The organism is Rhodopirellula europaea 6C (assembly GCF_000338295.1).
GTDB classification, from domain to species: Bacteria; Planctomycetota; Planctomycetia; order Pirellulales; family Pirellulaceae; genus Rhodopirellula; species Rhodopirellula europaea.
In genome coordinates this window covers 45,643-65,246 of record NZ_ANMO01000173.1, presented here as the reverse complement: position 1 = coordinate 65,246, position 19,604 = coordinate 45,643, and the positions used below count along the sequence as shown (strand labels likewise).

19 protein-coding genes and 1 pseudogene are annotated in these 19,604 nt (G+C 55.9%); 14 read left to right on the top strand and 6 right to left on the bottom strand.

What is annotated here, in order from left to right:
* Window positions 1-91: 91 nt before the first annotated feature.
* Window positions 92-886: a ThuA domain-containing protein gene (locus RE6C_RS18260; RefSeq protein WP_008658875.1), complete on the bottom strand. Its 795-nt coding sequence runs from the start codon at window positions 884-886 to the stop codon at window positions 92-94.
* Between the two features lie 2 nt (window positions 887-888).
* The gene (locus RE6C_RS18255) at window positions 889-2,193 is read right to left on the bottom strand and encodes a DUF4912 domain-containing protein (protein WP_039962480.1); all 1,305 of its coding nucleotides are present in this window, start codon (window positions 2,191-2,193) and stop codon (window positions 889-891) included.
* Window positions 2,194-2,590: 397 nt separating this feature from the next.
* On the opposite strand from RE6C_RS18255, the gene RE6C_RS18250 reads away from it, so the two are divergent.
* From RE6C_RS18250 to RE6C_RS18185, 13 genes and pseudogenes are all read left to right on the top strand, one after another.
* Window positions 2,591-2,827 carry an AtpZ/AtpI family protein gene (locus tag RE6C_RS18250; RefSeq protein WP_008658873.1) on the top strand — a complete coding sequence of 79 codons (237 nt, stop codon included), beginning with the start codon at window positions 2,591-2,593 and terminating at the stop codon, window positions 2,825-2,827.
* Between the two features lie 83 nt (window positions 2,828-2,910).
* On the top strand, window positions 2,911-3,327 hold the full coding sequence (locus tag RE6C_RS18245) for a hypothetical protein (RefSeq protein WP_008658872.1): 417 nt from the start codon (window positions 2,911-2,913) through the stop codon (window positions 3,325-3,327).
* Window positions 3,328-3,354: 27 nt separating this feature from the next.
* A complete protein-coding gene (atpB, locus tag RE6C_RS18240) occupies window positions 3,355-4,404 on the top strand; it encodes a F0F1 ATP synthase subunit A (protein WP_008658871.1) in 1,050 nt (349 codons plus the stop codon).
* Between the two features lie 282 nt (window positions 4,405-4,686).
* Window positions 4,687-4,944, top strand: a complete 258-nt coding sequence (gene atpE / locus RE6C_RS18230; protein WP_008658869.1) for an ATP synthase F0 subunit C — start codon at window positions 4,687-4,689, stop codon at window positions 4,942-4,944.
* A 10-nt stretch (window positions 4,945-4,954) separates the two neighbouring features.
* The gene (atpF, locus tag RE6C_RS18225) at window positions 4,955-5,683 is read left to right on the top strand and encodes a F0F1 ATP synthase subunit B (RefSeq protein ID WP_008658868.1); all 729 of its coding nucleotides are present in this window, start codon (window positions 4,955-4,957) and stop codon (window positions 5,681-5,683) included.
* 10 nt (window positions 5,684-5,693) lie between these two features.
* Complete coding sequence (gene atpH / locus RE6C_RS18220) at window positions 5,694-6,377, top strand: ATP synthase F1 subunit delta (RefSeq protein ID WP_008658867.1); 684 nt, start codon at window positions 5,694-5,696, stop codon at window positions 6,375-6,377.
* 74 nt (window positions 6,378-6,451) lie between these two features.
* The gene (atpA, locus tag RE6C_RS18215; RefSeq protein ID WP_007337274.1) at window positions 6,452-7,975 is read left to right on the top strand and encodes a F0F1 ATP synthase subunit alpha; all 1,524 of its coding nucleotides are present in this window, start codon (window positions 6,452-6,454) and stop codon (window positions 7,973-7,975) included.
* A 21-nt stretch (window positions 7,976-7,996) separates the two neighbouring features.
* Complete coding sequence (gene atpG, locus RE6C_RS18210) at window positions 7,997-8,887, top strand: ATP synthase F1 subunit gamma (RefSeq protein ID WP_008658863.1); 891 nt, start codon at window positions 7,997-7,999, stop codon at window positions 8,885-8,887.
* Window positions 8,888-9,036: 149 nt separating this feature from the next.
* Window positions 9,037-10,476: a F0F1 ATP synthase subunit beta gene (gene atpD / locus RE6C_RS18205; protein WP_007327184.1), complete on the top strand. Its 1,440-nt coding sequence runs from the start codon at window positions 9,037-9,039 to the stop codon at window positions 10,474-10,476.
* A 3-nt stretch (window positions 10,477-10,479) separates the two neighbouring features.
* Window positions 10,480-10,866: a F0F1 ATP synthase subunit delta/epsilon gene (locus RE6C_RS18200; protein ID WP_007327186.1), complete on the top strand. Its 387-nt coding sequence runs from the start codon at window positions 10,480-10,482 to the stop codon at window positions 10,864-10,866.
* A 271-nt stretch (window positions 10,867-11,137) separates the two neighbouring features.
* A pseudogene (locus RE6C_RS32965) lies at window positions 11,138-11,386 on the top strand (hypothetical protein); the annotation flags it as partial.
* A gap of 71 nt (window positions 11,387-11,457) precedes the next feature.
* Window positions 11,458-11,667, top strand: coding sequence for an addiction module protein (locus RE6C_RS18190; protein ID WP_008658860.1), 210 nt, complete (start codon window positions 11,458-11,460; stop codon window positions 11,665-11,667).
* Window positions 11,657-11,956: a hypothetical protein gene (locus RE6C_RS18185; RefSeq protein ID WP_039962475.1), complete on the top strand. Its 300-nt coding sequence runs from the start codon at window positions 11,657-11,659 to the stop codon at window positions 11,954-11,956. Before RE6C_RS18190 ends, RE6C_RS18185 begins: the two co-directional genes overlap by 11 nt.
* A 341-nt stretch (window positions 11,957-12,297) precedes the next feature.
* On the opposite strand, the gene RE6C_RS18180 is transcribed toward RE6C_RS18185, so the two are convergent.
* Both RE6C_RS18180 and RE6C_RS18175 read right to left on the bottom strand, forming a co-directional pair.
* The gene (locus RE6C_RS18180) at window positions 12,298-13,638 is read right to left on the bottom strand and encodes an ATPase, T2SS/T4P/T4SS family (RefSeq protein ID WP_008658857.1); all 1,341 of its coding nucleotides are present in this window, start codon (window positions 13,636-13,638) and stop codon (window positions 12,298-12,300) included.
* Window positions 13,639-14,841, bottom strand: coding sequence for a type IV pilus twitching motility protein PilT (locus tag RE6C_RS18175; RefSeq protein ID WP_037253787.1), 1,203 nt, complete (start codon window positions 14,839-14,841; stop codon window positions 13,639-13,641).
* Window positions 14,842-15,102: 261 nt separating this feature from the next.
* Between RE6C_RS18175 and RE6C_RS18170 the strand changes: the two genes are divergently transcribed.
* Complete coding sequence (locus RE6C_RS18170; RefSeq protein WP_039962473.1) at window positions 15,103-16,374, top strand: thymidine phosphorylase; 1,272 nt, start codon at window positions 15,103-15,105, stop codon at window positions 16,372-16,374.
* Window positions 16,375-16,389: 15 nt separating this feature from the next.
* Here RE6C_RS18170 and RE6C_RS18165 read toward each other — a convergent pair whose 3' ends face one another.
* Together RE6C_RS18165 and RE6C_RS18160 are read right to left on the bottom strand one after the other, a co-directional pair.
* Window positions 16,390-17,715 carry a tetratricopeptide repeat protein gene (locus RE6C_RS18165; protein WP_008658852.1) on the bottom strand — a complete coding sequence of 442 codons (1,326 nt, stop codon included), beginning with the start codon at window positions 17,713-17,715 and terminating at the stop codon, window positions 16,390-16,392.
* Window positions 17,712-19,355 carry an FG-GAP repeat domain-containing protein gene (locus RE6C_RS18160; RefSeq protein ID WP_008658850.1) on the bottom strand — a complete coding sequence of 548 codons (1,644 nt, stop codon included), beginning with the start codon at window positions 19,353-19,355 and terminating at the stop codon, window positions 17,712-17,714. Before RE6C_RS18160 ends, RE6C_RS18165 begins: the two co-directional genes overlap by 4 nt.
* Window positions 19,356-19,604: the final 249 nt, after the last annotated feature.

Genomic DNA, 19,604 nt, shown 5'->3' with positions numbered 1-19,604 from the left:
CTGCACGACCTCCTTCGTCGGGCGGGGTTCTCAAGACGCTGCTGGCACAGCATTTAAGAGTCGCACGACCGCTTTGCGGCCGGGCCTCAGACTACTCGACGCGACCGGCGGCCCAGAGCATGCCGCGGACCAAGTTAGCCAGGAATACTTCATCCTGGAACGTTTCGTTGGAGTGACCATAGGTCGTTCCGTAAACGCGAGCGTCGCCGTATTGGTTGGTCCAAATGACGGGATGCGATTTGCCATCACGCTCGCTTTTGGAGGTCGCCAAAACGGTCGTGTTGGGCCAAACCTTTTCGATGATGTACAGCTCGTCCATCGCGGACACGTGGGCGGCGGGATACTCACGCATCACCGGATGGTCTTCCGCGACCACTTTGATTGGGTAGTGGCTTTGGTGATCGTGGCGGCGGCTGGTCACGCCGAGGAACTCGCGCCAGTCATCGATTTCCGCGTCACGATAGGTGTGCATCGCACAGTGAATCACCACGGCGGGAACGCCAGCGTGGTGGGCTTTCGTGATTTGGCGGATGTAATCGGGGTTGGTCGTTGCGGCGAAGCATTCGTTGTGAATAACGACGTCGAACGGTTTGGCCCAATCTTCATCGCCGTAGAAGTCGATCTCGGCTTGGGTGCCTTTGCCACCATCGTTGACGACGGTCCATTTGGCTTCGACGCCGGCTTTCGTCGCCGCCATCTGGATGGCTTTGGCCTGGAAGTCGTAATCGTGGCAGCAACCACTGGTGATGATCAGGACACTTAGCGAATCGTCGGCTGATTCGGCTTTGGATGTGTCGTCTGCGGAGGCGAATCCGGAGAAGAGGACTGCGGATGCCAACAAAAAAGTCGCGGCGAAACGCCGCGACAGGGTGGAGTGAGAGGTCATGCTCAGTTGTTCTCTTGAAGTTCGACGGTGTCCATGACTTTCGTGTTTCGCTCGATCGCGATCACGGTGGTGCGTTGGCGAAGACCATCGCGTGTTTCGGCGGTCACGGGAAGTACCTGACGTTTGTCGGGGAATTCCATGCGAACGGTGAAGGCACCATCGTTTTGCAGTTTGACGGGATGTCCGCCAACCATCACCGAGGCGGTTGGGTCGGCTTTTCCAAACACGATCAGTTCGGCTTCGACATCCAAACGCAGTTTGGTTTGACGCAGCAACGAGGGATCGCCGGTGGTCGAGCCCGAATCGTTGCGATGAGGCATCTTGCGTTGAAGACGCTCTTCGAAGACTTCTCGCAGATCGTTGCTGCGGGATTCGTATCCGCCGCTGAGAGCGTAGATTCGCTCGTAATCTTCGGCGATGTCCTGCCAGTGTTCGTCGAGACGTTGGCAATCGCCGGGCACGGGGGTTTCGACCACGTTGCTGCGGCACAGGCAGTGGAATTCACCGTCGCTGGCCAAGTATCCGATTGCGACGCGGTAGCGAGACGGCGGGTTTTGGACGTCGACGTACCAGTTGCTGACTCCGCCATGCACGGTGATATCGCGGGCAACCGTTTCGGCACTGTTGCTGGTCACGTCACCGACGGCCAGCAAACGCAGCGTTGGAACGGCGGTGTGCCATTTTTCGGCCATCGCTGACTGAGCGCGTTGGACGCTGGTTTGGGTGATCTCCCAGCTGGCCTGCAACCAATAGGCGTCGCGAACGACCAGGACGATGCGATCCTTGTGAGGAGCATCAGCACGGTGACGCTGCGCACCGTCGGTGACAGCGGATCCGGCAACCAGCGTTCCGGTTGATAGATCCTTGCGTTTTTGAACCAATTCGCGGCGGCGACGCATTTCAGCCCGGATGCGTTCGGTTTTTGCGGAGACCTTGGGTTCGGTCAGGTCCGTCATCGGTGCGTCCGGGCGAGTTCGCACGGTCGTTTTTGGTTTGCTGGTGGCAGATTTGCGAGCTGGAGACTTGGTGGGAGCCTTGCTGCTCGTTGTGGAGCGAGATTTTTTGGCGGCGGCTCTTGGCTCGCTAGGTTTGGAAGTGCTTTTCGCCTTGGCGGATCCAGCACCGGCCCCTGCCCGGCTTTTCTTTGCATCGCTGGCGGCTTTTCGGCGCAATCGTTGCTGTGCCTTCTTGATCTCACTGATCAAGTCATCTTTCCGCATCGAGTGCCAACCTGTGATTCCGTAGTTCTTGGCGATTTCAGCCAATTCGCGACGGGTTTGCGACGGTAGATCAACAGTACTAATCAAGGTGGGCTCCTCGAGATGAACGCCTCACTGAACACCCCAAGGTTGGGGGCCGGAGAGGCGTGAATGGTTGATTTGAGGCAACAGATTGATGCCAAAATTCACCCAGGCATAATGCTGGGGAAGGAGGCATAATCGGTTAGTGATCGCACCTTAACGGGGGAATCTGCTGCCCAACTATTATGGCAAGGGGATGCTCAATGTTCCAGTGTCCGATTGGCGAAAAGCCGGATTGAGAAGCGAAAAGACGGACCCTCGGATGACAAAAACCCTCTGATCGTCCAATCTTTGCACAGTTCGAGAAGAACGAATTGGCGAAGCATTGGGTGAGATCATGTTCGCGACACTATAACTGACTCGCTGAGAAAATCGAGCAAACAGCTTAGGAGAGGGGGTTGGCATGAGTGATCCAAAGAAACGAAACGGCGACGGCGGCAACACGCAGCCGATGCTTCGGTTGGCCTCCGCGGGGTTCGAATTGGCGTCATTTCCCTTGCTGCTGGGCGCAATGGGTTACTACTGGCTCGATCCATGGATGGGAAACGAGACCCCGTATATCGCAATCGCCGGAGTTTTGGTCGGATTCTGTTTGGGGTTCTACCGGCTCATCTTGATGGTGAATCAGCTTCCGTCGTGAAATCAGCCTTCGGAACGTGTTTGAAACGCCCATTTCTTCGTAGGCAAGGACCTTTGGCACGAGCGAGTTCGAGCAGAGTTATTTTGATCACGGTTGCGGCGATCACCGTGGTTTGGCTGGTGTTGTGCCTGTTGGTGATCGCGGGGAGCTTCGCTGAGAACGCGATTTCGCCAAATTCGACCTGGGGCATTGTGTCGCTGGTCAGTCCCTTTTTGTTGTGGCGAAAGTTGGCGATCGCGAGTTGGGTGATCGCTTTGGCCTCGGTCTTTCCGCGATTGATGTCGGTCCAGATCAGCACAGACCGGTGGCTGGCTACGCAAGGCTTTCTGGCTGGGATGCTGATTCGGATCAGCGGGACCGTTGCGTTGTTTTTGGCCAGTAGTTATTACTTGGACGCTCCCGAGACTTGGACCGCCGGCTGGTTGCTGTTCTGGCACGTCAGTTTATTGGCCGTCGAAGTCATTGTGATCGCACGGTTCGCTCGCCGTGACGGTGCCTGAAATCATCCCGACCCAATTTCATCTGTCATGTTGCCATTCTTAGCCGCAGCCGGTCACGATCCGACCGATCACGCGATTCCGCACGCGTTGCATGATTCGCCGTTGCTCAAAATCCCATTTGGTGGCGAGGACACAAACGTCCCCGCTCTGGGAATCCGGGATGGCTACTACGAGTTCTTCCTGACCAATCACTTGATGATGACGGCAGTGGTCGGTTTGTTGTTGATCATCACCGGCGTGTTGTGCTCACGAAAAATCAGCATCTTTCACGGCGAAGGTTTGGGCCGCTACCAGACTCGCGGTCGGTTGTCGCAATTGTTCGAAACGATTTGTGCGTTCATTCGCGATGAGGTCGCTTACCCGAACCTGCACGGCCTGACCGACAAATACATTCACTACATCTGGACGGTGTTCTTCTTCATCCTGTTTGCCAACATTTTGGGTGTGATCCCGTTTGGCTACATGCTGCAGTTGATCACTGGAAACGACGCGTATTCGCATTGGGGCGGCAGTGCCACCGGGAACCTGTCGTTGACCAGCATGCTGGCTCTGACCTCGCTGATTGCGATCATCTTCATCGGAATTCGCGAAACCAGTGCCAAGGACTTCTTCAATCACTTCAACCCCATTGGCTGGGATGGCGGCATCTTGATGCTGCCCATCGCGTTGATGCTGTACGTACTCGAATGGCTCAGTTTGCTGGTCAAGTGCTTCGTGCTCGCCATGCGGTTATTCGGCACAATGATGGCCGGCCACTTGGTGCTCGCCGCCTTTGTTGGTCTGATCTTCGCGGCTGGTGAAGCGAGCAAGGGAATGGGATACGCGGTCAGCGTCCCCGTTGTCTTGGTGGCAACATCGCTGACACTGTTGGAATTGTTTGTTTGCTGCCTGCAAGCGTTCATCTTCACCTTCCTGACCGTGCTGTTCATCGCCGCGATGGCGACTCATGAACACGACGAGCATTTGGACGACGACCCGCACGCAATGACGGACGCCAACCAAATGGACCCAGACAAGATTTTTGACCCCAGTCGCATCAGTCCAGCCGTGGGTGCCAGTCATCCAGCGGGTGCCTGATCGGTTTTGAAAGACCCGCGACGGTCGACTTGAATGAACGGAAAGCGATGTGGCATTTTGTCGCTCGTTTTCAAGGCTCAGAGCACGACGAAATTGCCCTGAGTCCGCAAACTGTTTTGATTCGCGCCGTCAGGCGTTCGGGACCGAAACCTTTTTCGGCTCCTTTCTGACGAAACTACAGCAGGGTGGCATGACGGTTCGACTTGGTTGGACTATTCTTCCGCACTCAAAAAACACCTTTCCCCTTTCACTCGCTCAAAATTTTTACGGAGCAATCTGAAGATGTTAGAACTGGCAATGATGTTGGCCCAAGAAATCGCTTCCTACGACTTCGGCCGCATGGGTCTGGGGATCGGAATCGGATTGATCATTATCGGTGCCGCTTTGGGCATTGGTCGCATCGGTGGCAGTGCTGTCGACGCGATGTCACGTCAGCCTGAAGCTGGTGGACGCATCCAAACGGCGATGATCATCGCGGCTGCACTGATCGAAGGTGCGACCGTCATCGCATTGGTGTTCATTCTGTTGTGCCGCAGCTAGGTCGAATTTGATGAAACGCTTGCTTGCAATTAGCTCGCTCACTTTGCTGGCCTCATTGGTGTTGTTGGTGGTTTCACCTGCACGCTCGTTGGCAGCACAAGATGAAGTGACCGTGGTGGACGCTCATGCGGACGCGGCGGACAGCGAAGATGGCGATCACGACCATGATCACGAAGGTGATGACCATGGGCACGATGAAGCCGCCGGAGACGAACATGGTCACGGCGACGAGGACCATGCAGCGACTCCTCTGTTGTCGTTCGACGGTGGGTCGGCCATTTGGAACCTGATCATCTTCCTGTGCGTCTTGGCGATTCTGTCCAAATTCGTTTGGCCAGCCGTCCTGGGCGGTTTGCAGGCTCGCGAAGAAAAGATTCGCGAAGATTTGGAATCGGCTGAGAAGGCCAGTGCCGAAGCAAAGCAAATGCTGAGCGATTACCAGTTGAAATTGGACGAGGCAGCCAGCCAAGTTCAAACGATGCTGGCAGATGCTCGCCGTGACGCCGAAGCAAACGGTCAGAAGATTGTCGATGCCGCCAAAGTGGAAGCCGCCGCCCAACGCGAACGAGCTTTGTCGGACATCGAGAATGCAAAGAAAGTTGCGATGGCTGAAATGGCCGGACAAACGTCCAATTTGGCGATGCAAGTCGCTCGCAGTGTCGTCGGTCGCGAATTGTCGGCTGATGATCACGCGGATTTGATTCGTCAATCGATGGAACGGCTGCCTAGCCAGAACTAACGCCTTTGACGTGGTCAAACTTCCTTCCCTGAAATTCCTACGACGCTCAACCGACGAGACCCCCAACGTGTCCGAAACCGCCTCGCATTCCACCGTCCTTGACGTCGGCGCCGAAAAACTCGGCAAGACCTACGCTCGGGCGTTGCTCGCTGCGACTCAAGCGGATGGATCCACCGATGCGGTCGTCAGCGATTTGAACGCGATTTGCGATGAAGCTTTGTTGCACAACCCCAAGCTGCAACTCGCATTTCAATCGCCGCAAATCGACGCTGGCGAAAAATGCCGTGTGGTGGATCGTTTGTTTGGTGGGAACAGTCATCCAACCTTGGTCAAGCTGATGAAGGTGATGGCCAAACGTGGTCGACTCGGTTACTTGGTCGCAGTTCGTGATGCGGCGGTCGAGTTGTTCGACGAAGCCGCAGGACGAGTCGTCGCGGAAGTTCGCACGGCGGTTCCAATGACGGAACAGCTTCGTGGTGAAGTCACCCAACAACTTTCCAGCCGCTTTGGCAAAACCGTTCGCCTTCGTGAGTCAGTCGATACCGGACTGATCGGCGGAATGGTGATCCGAGTCGGCGACACCGTTTTTGATTCGTCAGTCGCCAGCCGGTTGGACAAGCTCGGCAAGGCCGCTGCGGCTGGTTTCGCTCGCCAATTGATCGAACAGTCGGATCGATTCAGTTCATCGTCGTGATCCAACGCGGCGACTGAACTTCCACCTCAAAACATTTACGCACAAACCACCATCGGAAAACACGGTACGGTCCAGTGAAATTCAATAGCGACGAGATCGCCTCTGTCTTGCAGGCCGAGATCGAACAGTTCGATAACAAAATTGACGTCCGCGAAGTCGGAACGGTCTTGGAAGTTGGTGACGGGATTGCTCGCGTCTACGGCTTGTCCGGCGTCATGGCCGGTGAAATGGTCGAGTTCGCCAACGGATCGATCGGGCTGGCCTTCAACCTGGAAGAAAACAGCGTCGGGGTCATCATTCTGGGTGACTACCTGACGATCGAAGAAGGTCAAGAAGTCAAAGCACTCGGAACGCTTTTGTCCGTTCCAGCCGGCGATGCAGTTATCGGTCGCGTTCTCGATCCACTCGGGAACCCACTGGACGGCAAAGGCCCCGTCCAAACCGACATCACTCGCCCGGTGGAAATCATCGCGACGGGTGTTGCTGAACGCAAACCGGTTACCGAGCCTCTGCAAACCGGTATCAAGGCCATCGACTCGATGACCCCGATCGGACGCGGTCAACGCGAACTGATCATTGGTGACCGAAAGACCGGAAAGACCGCTATTGCGATCGACGCGATCCTGAACCAAAAGGGTCAGGGCGTGAAGTGTTTCTACATCGCCATCGGGCAAAAGGACTCCGCCGTTGCTTCGGTCGTCGACGTCCTCGAGCGTCACGGTGCGATGGAATACACCACCGTCATCGCCGCTGGTGCTAGTTCGCCTGCTCCTATGCAGTACGTGGCTCCTTATGCCGGAACCGCGATGGCCGAACACTTCATGTTCAACGGCGGACACGCCTTGGTCGTCTACGATGACTTGTCCAAACAAGCCACCGCGTATCGCCAAATGTCCTTGCTGATGCGTCGCCCACCAGGTCGCGAAGCTTACCCCGGTGACGTTTTCTACTGTCACAGTCGTTTGCTCGAACGTTCGTCGAAGTTGTCCGATGAGCTCGGTGGCGGATCGATCACCAGCCTTCCGATCATCGAAACGCTCGAAGGCGAAGTTTCGGCTTACATTCCAACCAACGTGATTTCGATCACCGACGGTCAAATCTACGTTCAACCTGACTTGTTCTTCTCGGGCGTTCGTCCCGCTATGAACCCTGGTATCAGTGTTTCTCGCGTGGGTGGTGCCGCTCAAACGAAGGCCATGAAGAAGGTCTCCGGAGGTTTGCGTCTTCAGTTGGCTGCCTTCCGTGCTTTGGAAGCATTCGCCCAGCTCGGTACCGACTTGGATCCGGCGACCCAGGCCGAACTGGATCGTGGTTACCGCATGGTCGAGTTGCTCAAACAACCTCAGTACCAACCGCTTTCGGTCGCTGAGCAAGTCATCAGCATCTATGCCGGTACGAACGGTCACCTCGATGACGTTGCTGTCAAAGAAGTGCAAAGGTTCGAGAAGGAATTGTTGCAATACGTCCATGACAAGCACAGCTCGTTGATCAGCGATCTGACCGCGACGCCAGCCTTGAGCGATGAAATCGCTGAACGCATCGTTGCGGCGGTCAAAGAGTTCAAGACTGTCTACAAACCCGCCACCCCTGCAGCCTGAACCCGAAAGGCGGAGTGATTCATGGCCAACGCACGTGCCCTCGATAAACGACGCAAGTCGATTCGCAACATCCGCAAGATCACGCGGACGATGGAGCTGATCGCAACGGCTCGGTACAAAAAAGCAATGGACCGCGCTGCCGCGGCCACGGCTTACACCGAGCAGATCACCAAAATCGTCTCGCGGCTCGCTGATGCCGGGTTGGACGTGCAGCACCCGCTGTTGGAACAACGCGAAAAGATCAACACGACTCGCGTTCTGGTTCTGGCCAGCAACCGTGGTTTGTGCGGCGGATACAACGCGTCGATTTTGCGAACCGCTCTGCCCCGCATCAAATCGCTTCGCGAATCGATTCCGAACGTCATCATCGACGCCAGCGGCAAACGCGGTGTCAACGGTTTGAAGTTTCGTGGCATCGACACCGAACAGCAGTTCCTGCAGTTCGAAGATCAACCTGCATACGACGACGTCGAGAAGATCGCTGAAGGTTACTTGGCCGAATACATCACCGGCAAAATTGACCGGTTGGATGTCGTCTACACCAAGTTCATCAGCACATCGAAGCAAGAGGCCGTGATCGAAACCTTGCTTCCACTTGGTTCACTGGCTGACGAATCGGATTCCGAATCGGCTGGTTCAGACGACACCAATGCTGAATACGAATTCCTTCCATCGGCGGAAAGCATTTTGGAAGAGGTCGTGCCGACCAGTTTCAAAGTCAAGTTGTTCAAGTGTTTCCTGGATGCTGCGGTGAGCGAGCAAGTCGCTCGAATGATCGCGATGAAGGGAGCCACCGAGAGTGCTGGCGATATGATCAAACAGTTGTCGATGACCTACAACCGAGCCCGTCAAAGTCAAATCACCGGCGAAATCATGGAAATCATCGGCGGTGTCGAGGCCCTGGAAGGCTAATGCCCTCGGGCAGCTTGAGAGCTTCTAGCGACTTGCCACTAGCTACTTGAGACATCGATTTTCAAATGACGAATCGTAACAGCAAACACACCACCCCATTCAATTCATAAGCTAATTGCTAGTAGCTAACCGCTAGGAGCTTCTCCCTCATGTCCACTGCAACCGCCACCGGCCGCGTCACTCAAGTCATCGGTTCAACCTTTGATGCCGAGTTTCCTGAAGGTCAACTGCCAAAGATCTACAACGCTTTGACAATCCAAAGCGAGCACAAAGGGGTCACGATTGACCTGACCGGCGAAGTGCAGCAACACCTCGGCGGTGGTCGCGTTCGTGCGATTGCTTTGGGCTCGACCGAAGGCATGATGCGAGGCATGGACGTCGTCGACACTGGCAAGCCAGTTTCGGTTCCTGTCGGAAAAGCCACCTTGGGCCGCGTCTTCAACGTTCTCGGTCAACCCATCGATAAACGTGGTGATGTCCAAGCCGACGATTACTGGCCCATTCACCGTCAAGCTCCTCCCGTCAACGAACTGTCGACGAACACGGAGTTGTTCGAAACGGGCATCAAGGTTGTTGACCTTTTGACCCCGTTTGTTCGTGGTGGTAAGGCTGGTTTGTTCGGTGGTGCGGGTCTGGGCAAGACCGTGATTCTGACCGAGCTGATCGCTCGGATTGCATCGAGCCACGGTGGTTACTCGGTCTTCGCCGGTGTGGGTGAACGAACTCGCGAAGGCACCGACCTTTGGTTGGAAATGCAAGAAACCGAGATCGGTTCGACCGGCCGCAACGTGATCGAGCAAACCTGCATGGTGTTCGGTCAGATGAACGAGCCACCAGGATCACGTCTTCGTGTTGCTTTGTCCGCACTGACAATGGCGGAATACTTCCGCGACACAACCGGTGCTGACACGCTGTTGTTCGTCGACAACATTTTCCGCTTCTCGCAAGCGGGTTCGGAAGTGTCCGCACTTCTCGGACGGATGCCATCGGCTGTGGGTTATCAGCCCACGCTGGCAACTGAAATGGGTGCCCTGCAAGAACGGATTACTTCGACCAAGCAAGGTGCTATTACATCGGTGCAAGCCGTTTACGTGCCTGCCGATGACCCGACTGACCCCGCACCGGCCACGGCGTTCGGTCAGCTCGACGCGTTCATTTATCTTGAGCGTTCGATTTCGGAAAAAGGGATTTATCCTGCCATCGACCCGTTGGCTTCGAACTCGCGAATTTTGGACCCTCAGTACGTCGGCGACCGTCACTACACGATCGCCCGCCGCGTCCAAACGATCTTGCAACGTTACCGCGAGCTGCAAGACATCATCGCGATTCTCGGTGTCGACGAACTCAGCGAAGAAGACAAGACCATCGTTCACCGCGCACGCCGCATCGAACGATTCCTGTCGCAGCCCTTCCTGGTCGCAGAAGTCTTCATCGGCAAACCTGGTGAGATCACGTCGCTCGAAGACACGATTCGCAGCTTCGAAGGAATCTGTGACGGCAAGTACGATCACTTGCCCGAGCAAGCGTTCATGTACGTCGGTGCGATCGAGCAAGCCGAAGAGCAAGCCAAGAAGATGGAGTCCAAGTAACCGATGTCCATTCGATGTGTCGTCGTCACGCCCGAACGAACCGAATTGGATCGGGAAGCTGACTTTGTAGCCTTGCCGATGTTCGATGGCGAACTGGGCGTTCAGCGCGGTCGTGCACCGATGATTGGCCGTCTCGGCTACGGTGTATTGCGTTTGCAAACGGTCAGCGGACCCGAACGTTACTTCGTCGACGGGGGTTTCGCCCAAGTCGAAGATGATGTCGTGAACGTTTTGACTGGCCGAGCGATCCCTGTGGATTTGCTCGACAATGACGAAGCGACCAAGACCTTGGCGGAGGCGTTGGACATGCCCAGCAGCACTCCCGAGCAAGCTCAAATCAAAGACGCCGCCGTGCGTCGAGCTCGCGGGCAACTGCGAGCCAGCCGCTAAGCTTCACCAAAGCTTCGAATCAGAAACAACATCCACACGTCAGTTCTCGCTGACGTGTTTTTGTTTGCGCCGAGTCGGACCTCTGAATCGTTGCGGCCCAGTTTTCCAACCTCCCCGGATCATGGTTGGCACAATTTAGCTCCACCCACGTAGCCGGATTCGCCAAGAATAGGTCTGCTGGCTGTTGCCACCCACCAAACCTTGGCTCCTGAATTCCGCTGCCTAGGGTAGAGATGTCTTGTCAGTCGGTTCCGAGATAGAGAGCACAGCCATGCCGCGGCCTCAGCGATGTGTCCGCCGGGCCTTTCTGGCTGGAATTGATCACGCAACCGGCAAGGATTTCTCGTTTCGCAAAGAATGAATTTGTCGGCGGATGGAGGCTCTGGCGTCGGTGTTCGCCGTCGACGTTCTTTCGTACGCGATAATGAGCAACCACATGCACCAGATCCTCCGCAATCGGCCGGATATTTGTGCTCAGTGGAGTGAGCCGAGAAAGTGGCTGGCAACTTTCGCTTCTCGTGCATTTTTCGTCCGTTCGCCACGGGAATTTAGCGTGGTACAATGAACGCTTGCTCATTACAGGACGCAACCATGACGCTGCAAGAATCACTTCGTTCTCTACCTCCCGACCAGAAGCTCGCGATCGTAACGCAACTCTGGGACGACTTGGCTGCTTCGGCACCGCTAACGCTACCACCTGACGAGCTTGCCGAAATGCAACGTCGGCGTGACGAAATGCTTGTGGACCCTTCTATCGCAATTGACGCTGACGAAGTCTGGCGACGTGTCGATGGCGACTGAACGCTACCATCCATTCTTCGCCGTCGACTTGGCTACTGCTTGTTCTTACTACGATTCGATTGCTTCCACGCTCGGCAACCGCTTCCGGGCTAACGTGCGGTCTGCGATACGCGATGTCGTCAATCGCCCCGACTCATTTGGTCGGATCGGCGGTGATTTCCGTGGCGCACTGGTTGACCGGTTTCCTTACGTTGTTGTCTTTGCTTCTGATGATGGCGTTCCTTCGATCTATGGTTTGCGTCACGCCGCGTCCGATCAGGCGGATTGGTTCGACCGGACGATGCCATAACCAACAAAGATTTGACATCACGTGGATGCGACGGTTGAATCGCTTTCTCCTTCATGTTGCTTCGTTCGTCGCAGTTCAAAACGCGTCGTCTAGCCGAAGCTCGAGTCCTCTGAGAACGATCAAAGGGGACGGAGGTAAATTAACCATACCACTGCGCCAGAGAACTGCGGTAGCGTTCTTGCTCACGGATCGTTCGATGCTGCTAGTCAGCAACGTTCCGGCCTTGTTGAGTGGAACGAAGGTGAGTGCTGCCATGCAGAGTCCGTCGCTCCGCTGCGATCCGGCCTACGAAGGGTGGAGCTGCTTGTGCCAATGTGGGGCGACGTGTCCGGAATGGCGGGCTAGCGTTTGGCGAAGGCTCGTTTGAGTTCGTCGAGGCTAGTCAGTCCTCGCGCGACCGTGAGGACGGCTTCGGATTGGACGGGGCGGAAACCTTCGGATTTGGCGATCGCGGTCAACTGGCCGGCATCTGGAGACTTGGCCAAGGCCGCTTTAAGTTGCGGGCCTGGTGTCAGCAGTTCGTACAGCCCGATGCGACCGTGGTAGCCTCGTGAGTTGCAGACGGGGCACGGTGTGATTGGCGCAGGCCGCCCGTTCTCGTCGACTTGTTGTTCGATCGGCGGCGGGATGAACGGCTTGTAGAGCAACGGAACTCGACCGGCGGGGATGCCCAGTTGAGCGAGCAGCTTTGGGGGCGGTTCAAACCCGACTTTACAGTTGTCACACAAACGTCGAACCAGTCGCTGATGAATCACACAGCCGATGTTGTTTGCGATCAGGCTGCGACATTCCGGGTAACGGCCCAGGAACGTGAGCAAGGCGGGCATGGCACTTTCGGCCGCCATCCGGTGGATGACTTGTCGGTCGGCCGCGACGACTTGTTCCAACGCAACCTTCAGTGATTCAGGCTGCGGCGGGTTGGGGAACATCAACACGTCCGGTTCACGCAGAACCATTCGGTTGACCATCTCGAGTTCGGTTTTCCCCGTGTCTCCACCGAACAAGTTGGGCGAGATATTGATGATCTCGGGTTCGGGTGATTCCGCAGGTTCGAACGATTGGAAGTCACGGACCAACCGGTCGGCGGCGCTGATGGCGACGTTCCAGAAAGTCGAAACACCTTCGCTCTTTTTGGCCGTGATGAGGACGATGTTGCCCGAACCGTTCAGTTTCTCTTTGAACTGTTCGATCATTTTGTCCCGCATGCCGAGGTCGCCCAATTTCTTGAACGGCATCTCTTCGGCTTCCAGACGACAGATCACACGCTCGCCGGTGGGCACGCCTTGTGATTGAACGTTGAATTGGTACTTGTCCTTGACCAATTTGACTCGCATGCCGCCTTTTTGGCTGCCACGACGATCGGCCGGATTCATCAAGCACAGTTGCTTCAACGCGTACAGCATTGCGTCGCCGCTTTCGCGATCCAGCGGCGGAAGCTGTTCCCAGGCCCCGTCGATTTGATAGCGAATCGCACAAGCGGACTTGGAAAAGTCCATCAGGATGTGCGTGGCTCGCGAAGTGATCGCGTGCGCAATTTGGCCGCCGGCGATGGCATAGCCGGCGCCTTGGCGGGTGCTGATCAGCAACGCTTGCAATTCGTTGTTGTCTTTGATCCGAGGAACGAATTCCACGGGAGCGACGGTTTGCCAGAGTTGTACTTCTTCGTTGGATTGCTTTGCCACTTACAGAATTCCTGGTGCTTTGACGTCGATGCCCTTGAGCGCCATCTTCAGCGCGTCCTTGTTCGGTGCGACTGCGAACGCGGTCGGCCGATCAATCAATTCGTCGTCGATCAATTGTTTCAAACTCATGGTGAAGTCTTGCATGCCGTCTTCGGCACCGATGCGAATCGCATCGGGTAGTTTGTTGTCGTGGCCTTCGAGGACCAGTTTGCGAATCATCGGCGAGAACGTCATCACTTCGCAGGTTGGCACTCGCGAGACGCCGGGCTTGATGCTCTTGAGCAATTTCTGGGCGACGATGCCTTTCATGTTGAAGGCGATGGCGCTGCGGATGGCGTTGTGCATTTCTTCGGGGAACAAGTCCAGGATCCGGCCGATGCAGGTCGAGGCACTCGCGGCGTGGATCGTTCCGAAAACCAAGTGACCTGTTTCGGCAGCGTGAATCGCCGTCATGAACGTTTCTTCGTCCCGAAGCTCACCGACCAGAATGATGTCGGGGTCTTCCCGCACGGCGTGTTTCATTCCGACGGAGAAGTCCACGACGTCCTGACCAATTTCGCGTTGGTTGATCAGCGATTTGTCTTCCGTGAAGATAAATTCGATCGGGTCTTCGAGCGTCAGGATGTGTTTTCGATAGATGCTGTTGATGTAGTTCAGCATCGAACCGATCGTGGTACTTTTTCCCGAGCCCGTGACTCCGGCGAGCAGAACCATGCCCTGTTCGTAGTGGCAAAGGTTTTCGATCGAGTCGGGCAGGAAGAGGCCGCGAAAGTCGGGGATGAAGTTGCTGATCCGGCGAGCGACCAAACCGATGTTGCCCAGCGATTTCAGCATGTTGATCCGGAATCGCCAGCGGACGCCGTCGACTTCGCATTGGTATGAAAAGTCAGCCCCGCCTTCTTCTTCGAAGATGATCAGGTTGCGATCGTCCATCATCGGGAGCAGCAGCCGCACCATTTCTTCGGCTCCGATTGGTCCCCGATTGAGCGGTTTGAGTTCACCGCCGACGCGAACCATGGGTGGCTGATCGACTTTCAGGTGAAGGTCTGAACCTTCCAGTTTGACCAGTGCCCGGAAGATTTTGTCGACTTCGAGTTCCTTCTTTTCCTGCAGCAAACTGCTTTTCAGCCGCGCTGCGACCGCATCGGGCGACATATCGCGGGGGGGGCCTGCGGGAACCTTTTTCGCTGCGCCGTGTGCCATTCGTTTTGATCTCGCGTGACCGGGAATGTTCACCGGGATGGCGAAATTCCCCGTGAATCGGAGGAAGGAGGAAAAGAATCTTCAGGTTGAACCCGGGCCTTAGCTTAGTCGATCAAGGCCAATTGTCGAAAGACAAGCCAGATGTTTGTAGGATGTCATCCCATGGTTTTCCAGCGGGCCTCGGCGCATCACCTCCGCGACGCCCGCTCGCCCCGTTTGACTCAACCGTCCTTCTTCAGTCTTTCGCAAGGCAAGTGCTCGATGCTGACCGCCAATTTGATCCGGACCAAACGGGACGGAGGGGTCCTGAATGCCGACCAATGGCGGTTCCTGATCGAGGGTTACTGTGGCGGCGAGGTCACGGATTACCAAATGTCAGCCCTCGCGATGGCGATTTTCTTCCGCGGACTGGACCGACGCGAAACGGCTGAGCTGACCCGGTGCATGGTCGACAGTGGTGTACGTCTGCCCCGGGTCAACGATCGGCCTCGAGTCGACAAACACAGCACCGGAGGGCTGGGCGACAAAGTCTCGCTGATCTTGGCTCCGTTGCTCGCGTGTTGCGAAGTGGACGTGCCGATGATCAGCGGTCGAGGCCTCGGGCGAACCGGTGGGACGCTGGACAAACTGGAATCGATTCCGGGCTACCAAACACAGCTGTCGATTGAACAATCCAGCCGAGTCCTGAAGGAAGTGGGGTGCTTCATCGTCGGAGCCACCGAGTCGATTGCACCAGCGGACCGTCGTTTGTATGGACTGCGCGACGTCACCGCGACCGTCGAATCCGTTGGGCTGATCACGGCCAGCATTCTGAGCAAGAAGCTGGCAGCAAGCTTGGATGCCCTGGTGATGGATGTGAAGGTTGGATCGGCTGGCTTCATGCCGACCATTCAGCAAGCAACCGAATTGGCGGATTCTCTGCAAGCAGTTGGTGCCGAAGCCGGGCTGCCGACCATCCCCGTTCTGTCCGACATGGATCAGCCACTCGGACGAGCCATCGGGAATGCGAACGAAGTCAACGAGTCACTCGATGTGCTCGACGGCGGTGGACCGGAAGAGGTGCGAGCGTTGACGCTGCGATTGTCGGCCGAGTTGCTGGTGGCAACCAAACAAGCCGATGATCTGCGAGCGGCGGAGGAATTGTTGGCCCGCAAACTCGATTCGGGCGAAGCGATGCAACGATTTGAACGCATGGTTCACGAACAAGGCGGCAAGCTTTCCGGTCATCTGCCGCTGGGCAAACAAAGCGACACTGTCGCGGAGCGTTCCGGATGGGTCGAAACGATTGATTGCCCCGCGATCGGCGACGCGATCATTTCGATGGGCGGTGGTCGACGCAAAACATCCGATCCAGTGGAACCGTCGGTTGGAATCGATCTGCACGTTCGCGTTGGCGACCGCGTCGAAAAAGGCCAGCCATTGTGGACGGTGTATGAAGGCCCGAAGCCTTGTCCGCCCATCGCACCGGTTCATTTGTCGGAATCTCTCGTGCCCGCTCGGCCATTGATTCTTCCTCTTAGCCGCAATGAATGAAGGCGAGGACCGTCATCAGTCGCTGTATCGGGCGGCGTGTTCGAAGTTACCGGAGTTCTCGTAGAACTGCCGGTAACCGCGTCGCACGCGAGGTGATCGAGGTTGCAAAGAGGCCGCCAAATCCAACCACGGTTTTGCGTCGTCCCATTTGAAACGCAAGTAGGTTTCCGCCAACAGCATAGAAAACTCGGGATCGGGCGGACGATTGCCTCGGATGCGTTCGGCTTCCAAGAGTTGGTTCAGTTGACGTCGGGCTTTTAAATACTGATCGATCCAGTCGTTTGCCAGGGCAACGTTGCCGCGAAGCGTTTCGCCCGTGGCCATCAAATAGTTCAGCGAGATATCTTCGGGGAATCGATGAATGATTGGCTCAAGCGTCTCTAAAATTTTATCGCCGTTTCCTTGCAAGGCATACATGTTGGCCAGAGAGTACCGAATCGCGAAATCGTCTTCGAAGGTTTCGAGCAACTTTTGGAATTGGTCTTCCGCCTCATCGATTTGATCTTGTTCTTGCAAAATCAACGCGCGAATGAATTGGGAGGCGTGAAGTTGTTCTCCATTGATCGAAACGCGATCGCCAGCTGGGACGAATGGTGAAAGCGTTGAGATCACCGATTCAAAACCAGCCAAGGCGGCATCAAAGTTTCGCTGATCGTATTGATGCTGTGCCAACTCAAAACGGGCGGTCACATGTTTGGGATTTTTTCGGATCGCGTCTCGGAGAAGTTTTCCGGCTTGATCGGAGTCTTCGCGGTTCTGAGCGATCAATGACGCGATAACTTCTGCGGAGGCGTCTTGGGGATTTCGTTGTTGCCAAGTCTGCGTGACCTTCGCGGCGTCGGCGTCGTTTCCTCGAACGATGTATCCCATTGCAATGGCAGCGTAATCATCCGGCGTGAAACCGGGGGTGTCGTATTGTTGGGCTCGTGAATCAAGATTTCCGCTTTGCCATTTCAGTCGAGATTTCATTGCGGAGGCGATCGCTGGGTCCGCGCCAATGTTCTCGGCGGCAACGATCGCCGTCATCGCGCGGTCGTCGTATCCTTGCTGCGCCAGAATGTTCGCGTTTGCCAAGATGACGCTGGCCGTCGATGCCCACCAACGTTCAGCGGACTCGAGTGCCTTGGTCGCGGCGGCATAGTTGGTGTTGCGAAGTTGGGTTTGGTAACGATGCCAGTACAATCGAGAAGGCAACAGCAGCGAGATCAGCAAACCGACCGCGCAGGCGGCAATCGCGAAAAGGATTGGTTTGCGAGACCGTGTCGATGAAGAAGAAGCAACGGGTGTTGTAGAAGGCGAACTCGGTCGGGATCGGCGACGATGCGGTTTCGTGGAACTCATTCGTTGGGCTCCTTGGTCGCAACGCCACGATTGATCCATACAACAAGAGGCTGAGTCACGTTAAATGCCAGGACCGATTGGGGCACCAACAGATCTTCGTGACCGTCACCATTCCAATCGATGACTTCTAACGTTGCAGCTTGGCAGCGATTCATTTCGAGAGTGCGGCGTTGGAATGTGAAGCTTGAGTCCTCTGTGGTCTTGCCCATGTTTTCGAACCACACCAGTCCATCAAAGGAGTCTGCAGGGTAGCGTGCGATCTCTTGCTTGCCCAACCAAGACGTGGCTGCAATGTCGAGGTCACCGTCGTGGTCAAAGTCGCCGGTTGAGGCGTGGTAACAACCTGGCATGGTTGCCACCTCGTGACGCGTCAGCGGGTAAGAACCATTGTTCTCGAGCCACCAAATTCCGTGATAAGGTTTTGCCAGGGAGTCATCGAACGTGTCGCCGTTGGTTGCCAATACATCCCAGTCACCGTCTTGATCGAAGTCCACGGTTTTCATGCTGCTCGAACCATAGGCCGGGTTAAGCGTTTGATGTAACAGGATGGTTTCGTAGATTCCATCGCCCAGGTTGCGGTGGAATTGAATCGCCTCGTAGTGTTGAGTCAGGAGAGTGAGAAAGTCTTGCTTGCCATCCTGATCGAAGTCCAACACTTCAATCGTGATGATGCCCGGTCGCTCATCGAGAGTCTGCCACTCGAACTGAGGGATACCTGTTTCGGTGTCGTTGCCCTGGTTCAAAGCCAGATGCAGTCCTCCTTCGAAATGCAAACCGAAATCGCCCACCAAGATGTCTTGGTCCCCATCGCCGTCGTAATCAATCGGCTGTGCGTCGGCGACGCGTGACATGGCGAGTCGCAAAGGGATTCGCTCGTAGTTCACGTCAGACGGGGTGTCTGAAATGGATTGACCGGCGTCATTTTGGAGCGGTCGCAACCACCACACGTTGCCTTCGTGTTCGGTTTGAGGGTTGTGAGTTCCGAGGTCGGCGACCAAGAAATCTGTTTGTCCATCGCCGTCCAAATCCGATTTTGCCACGTGCGATGCGTGCGCGACGGATGCCATCCGCTCAACATGGATCGATGCGATGTCGGGTCGCTTGGCTGTGAATTTTGCGACCGCGCCTGTCCACATGTCGGTCAGGGCCAACGTCGGATTGCCATCCTGATCGGGCAGCTTCAGCACACTGGAGACCGCGCTGAGGGCGGGTTTGGTTGGCCACTGGACAACATGTCGTTCGAAGCGGTTGTCCATGGTGCGATTCGGAATGGGCATGTCCCATTTTTCGGGCGATGGATCGCGGTAGTAAGCCAGGGTGGCGTCTCGATCGGGCGGCACCAAATCGTCTCGCAATGACTCTCGATACAATCGAAACCCTTGGTCGACTTCCTCTTCCCATCGTTCCCTTTCAAAAATTCCGGGATCGGGCGATGCGTGGCAGTCGCCGCAAAATGCCCGGATCGATTCCGCATCGGTTGGCCGCGAATGGGTGTGGGTGGCGATCAAGCGATTGACGAGTTGTGGATCGACGCTGTTGCCGGTGTCGCAACCCACCAGAGCGAAAATCGTGGCGGAGGATGACACCAGGATGAGATGCAATGGCAGCAAACGGAAGAAAGGATCAGGAACAGGTTGCATGGATTGAGCGAGGTCCGGGAAACGGCTGATTCAAATGGCAACAAAGCTGGCTACTCATCTTAGCGTGCACCTCGGAATTGAATGCCGCGGATTCCGATCCTCATTGAGTTTCGACGTCGAACGTTCGGTTCGTATGGAAACCGCAGTGAATTCGAATCAGCTAAAGTGGGGCCTTCTATTCGTTCCCGTTGAGAAACGCAATGTCACCCATCAACCTCGGCTTTGGATTTAAATTCGTGGCTGTGAGTC

What these genes read in the sequence shown, in the direction of transcription:
- atpE (WP_008658869.1), top strand. Translation starts at nt 4,687, where the DNA reads ATGTTAGAACTGGCAATGATGTTGGCCCAAGAAATCGCTTCCTACGAC.
- RE6C_RS18260 (WP_008658875.1), bottom strand. Translation starts at nt 886, where the DNA reads ATGACCTCTCACTCCACCCTGTCGCGGCGTTTCGCCGCGACTTTTTTG.
- RE6C_RS18250 (WP_008658873.1), top strand. Translation starts at nt 2,591, where the DNA reads ATGAGTGATCCAAAGAAACGAAACGGCGACGGCGGCAACACGCAGCCG.
- atpG (WP_008658863.1), top strand. Translation starts at nt 7,997, where the DNA reads ATGGCCAACGCACGTGCCCTCGATAAACGACGCAAGTCGATTCGCAAC.
- atpD (WP_007327184.1), top strand. Translation starts at nt 9,037, where the DNA reads ATGTCCACTGCAACCGCCACCGGCCGCGTCACTCAAGTCATCGGTTCA.
- RE6C_RS18175 (WP_037253787.1), bottom strand. Translation starts at nt 14,841, where the DNA reads ATGGCACACGGCGCAGCGAAAAAGGTTCCCGCAGGCCCCCCCCGCGAT.
- atpF (WP_008658868.1), top strand. Translation starts at nt 4,955, where the DNA reads ATGAAACGCTTGCTTGCAATTAGCTCGCTCACTTTGCTGGCCTCATTG.
- atpB (WP_008658871.1), top strand. Translation starts at nt 3,355, where the DNA reads ATGTTGCCATTCTTAGCCGCAGCCGGTCACGATCCGACCGATCACGCG.
- RE6C_RS18185 (WP_039962475.1), top strand. Translation starts at nt 11,657, where the DNA reads ATGGCGACTGAACGCTACCATCCATTCTTCGCCGTCGACTTGGCTACT.
- RE6C_RS18190 (WP_008658860.1), top strand. Translation starts at nt 11,458, where the DNA reads ATGACGCTGCAAGAATCACTTCGTTCTCTACCTCCCGACCAGAAGCTC.
- RE6C_RS18165 (WP_008658852.1), bottom strand. Translation starts at nt 17,715, where the DNA reads ATGAGTTCCACGAAACCGCATCGTCGCCGATCCCGACCGAGTTCGCCT.
- RE6C_RS18170 (WP_039962473.1), top strand. Translation starts at nt 15,103, where the DNA reads ATGCTGACCGCCAATTTGATCCGGACCAAACGGGACGGAGGGGTCCTG.
- RE6C_RS18200 (WP_007327186.1), top strand. Translation starts at nt 10,480, where the DNA reads ATGTCCATTCGATGTGTCGTCGTCACGCCCGAACGAACCGAATTGGAT.
- RE6C_RS18160 (WP_008658850.1), bottom strand. Translation starts at nt 19,355, where the DNA reads ATGCAACCTGTTCCTGATCCTTTCTTCCGTTTGCTGCCATTGCATCTC.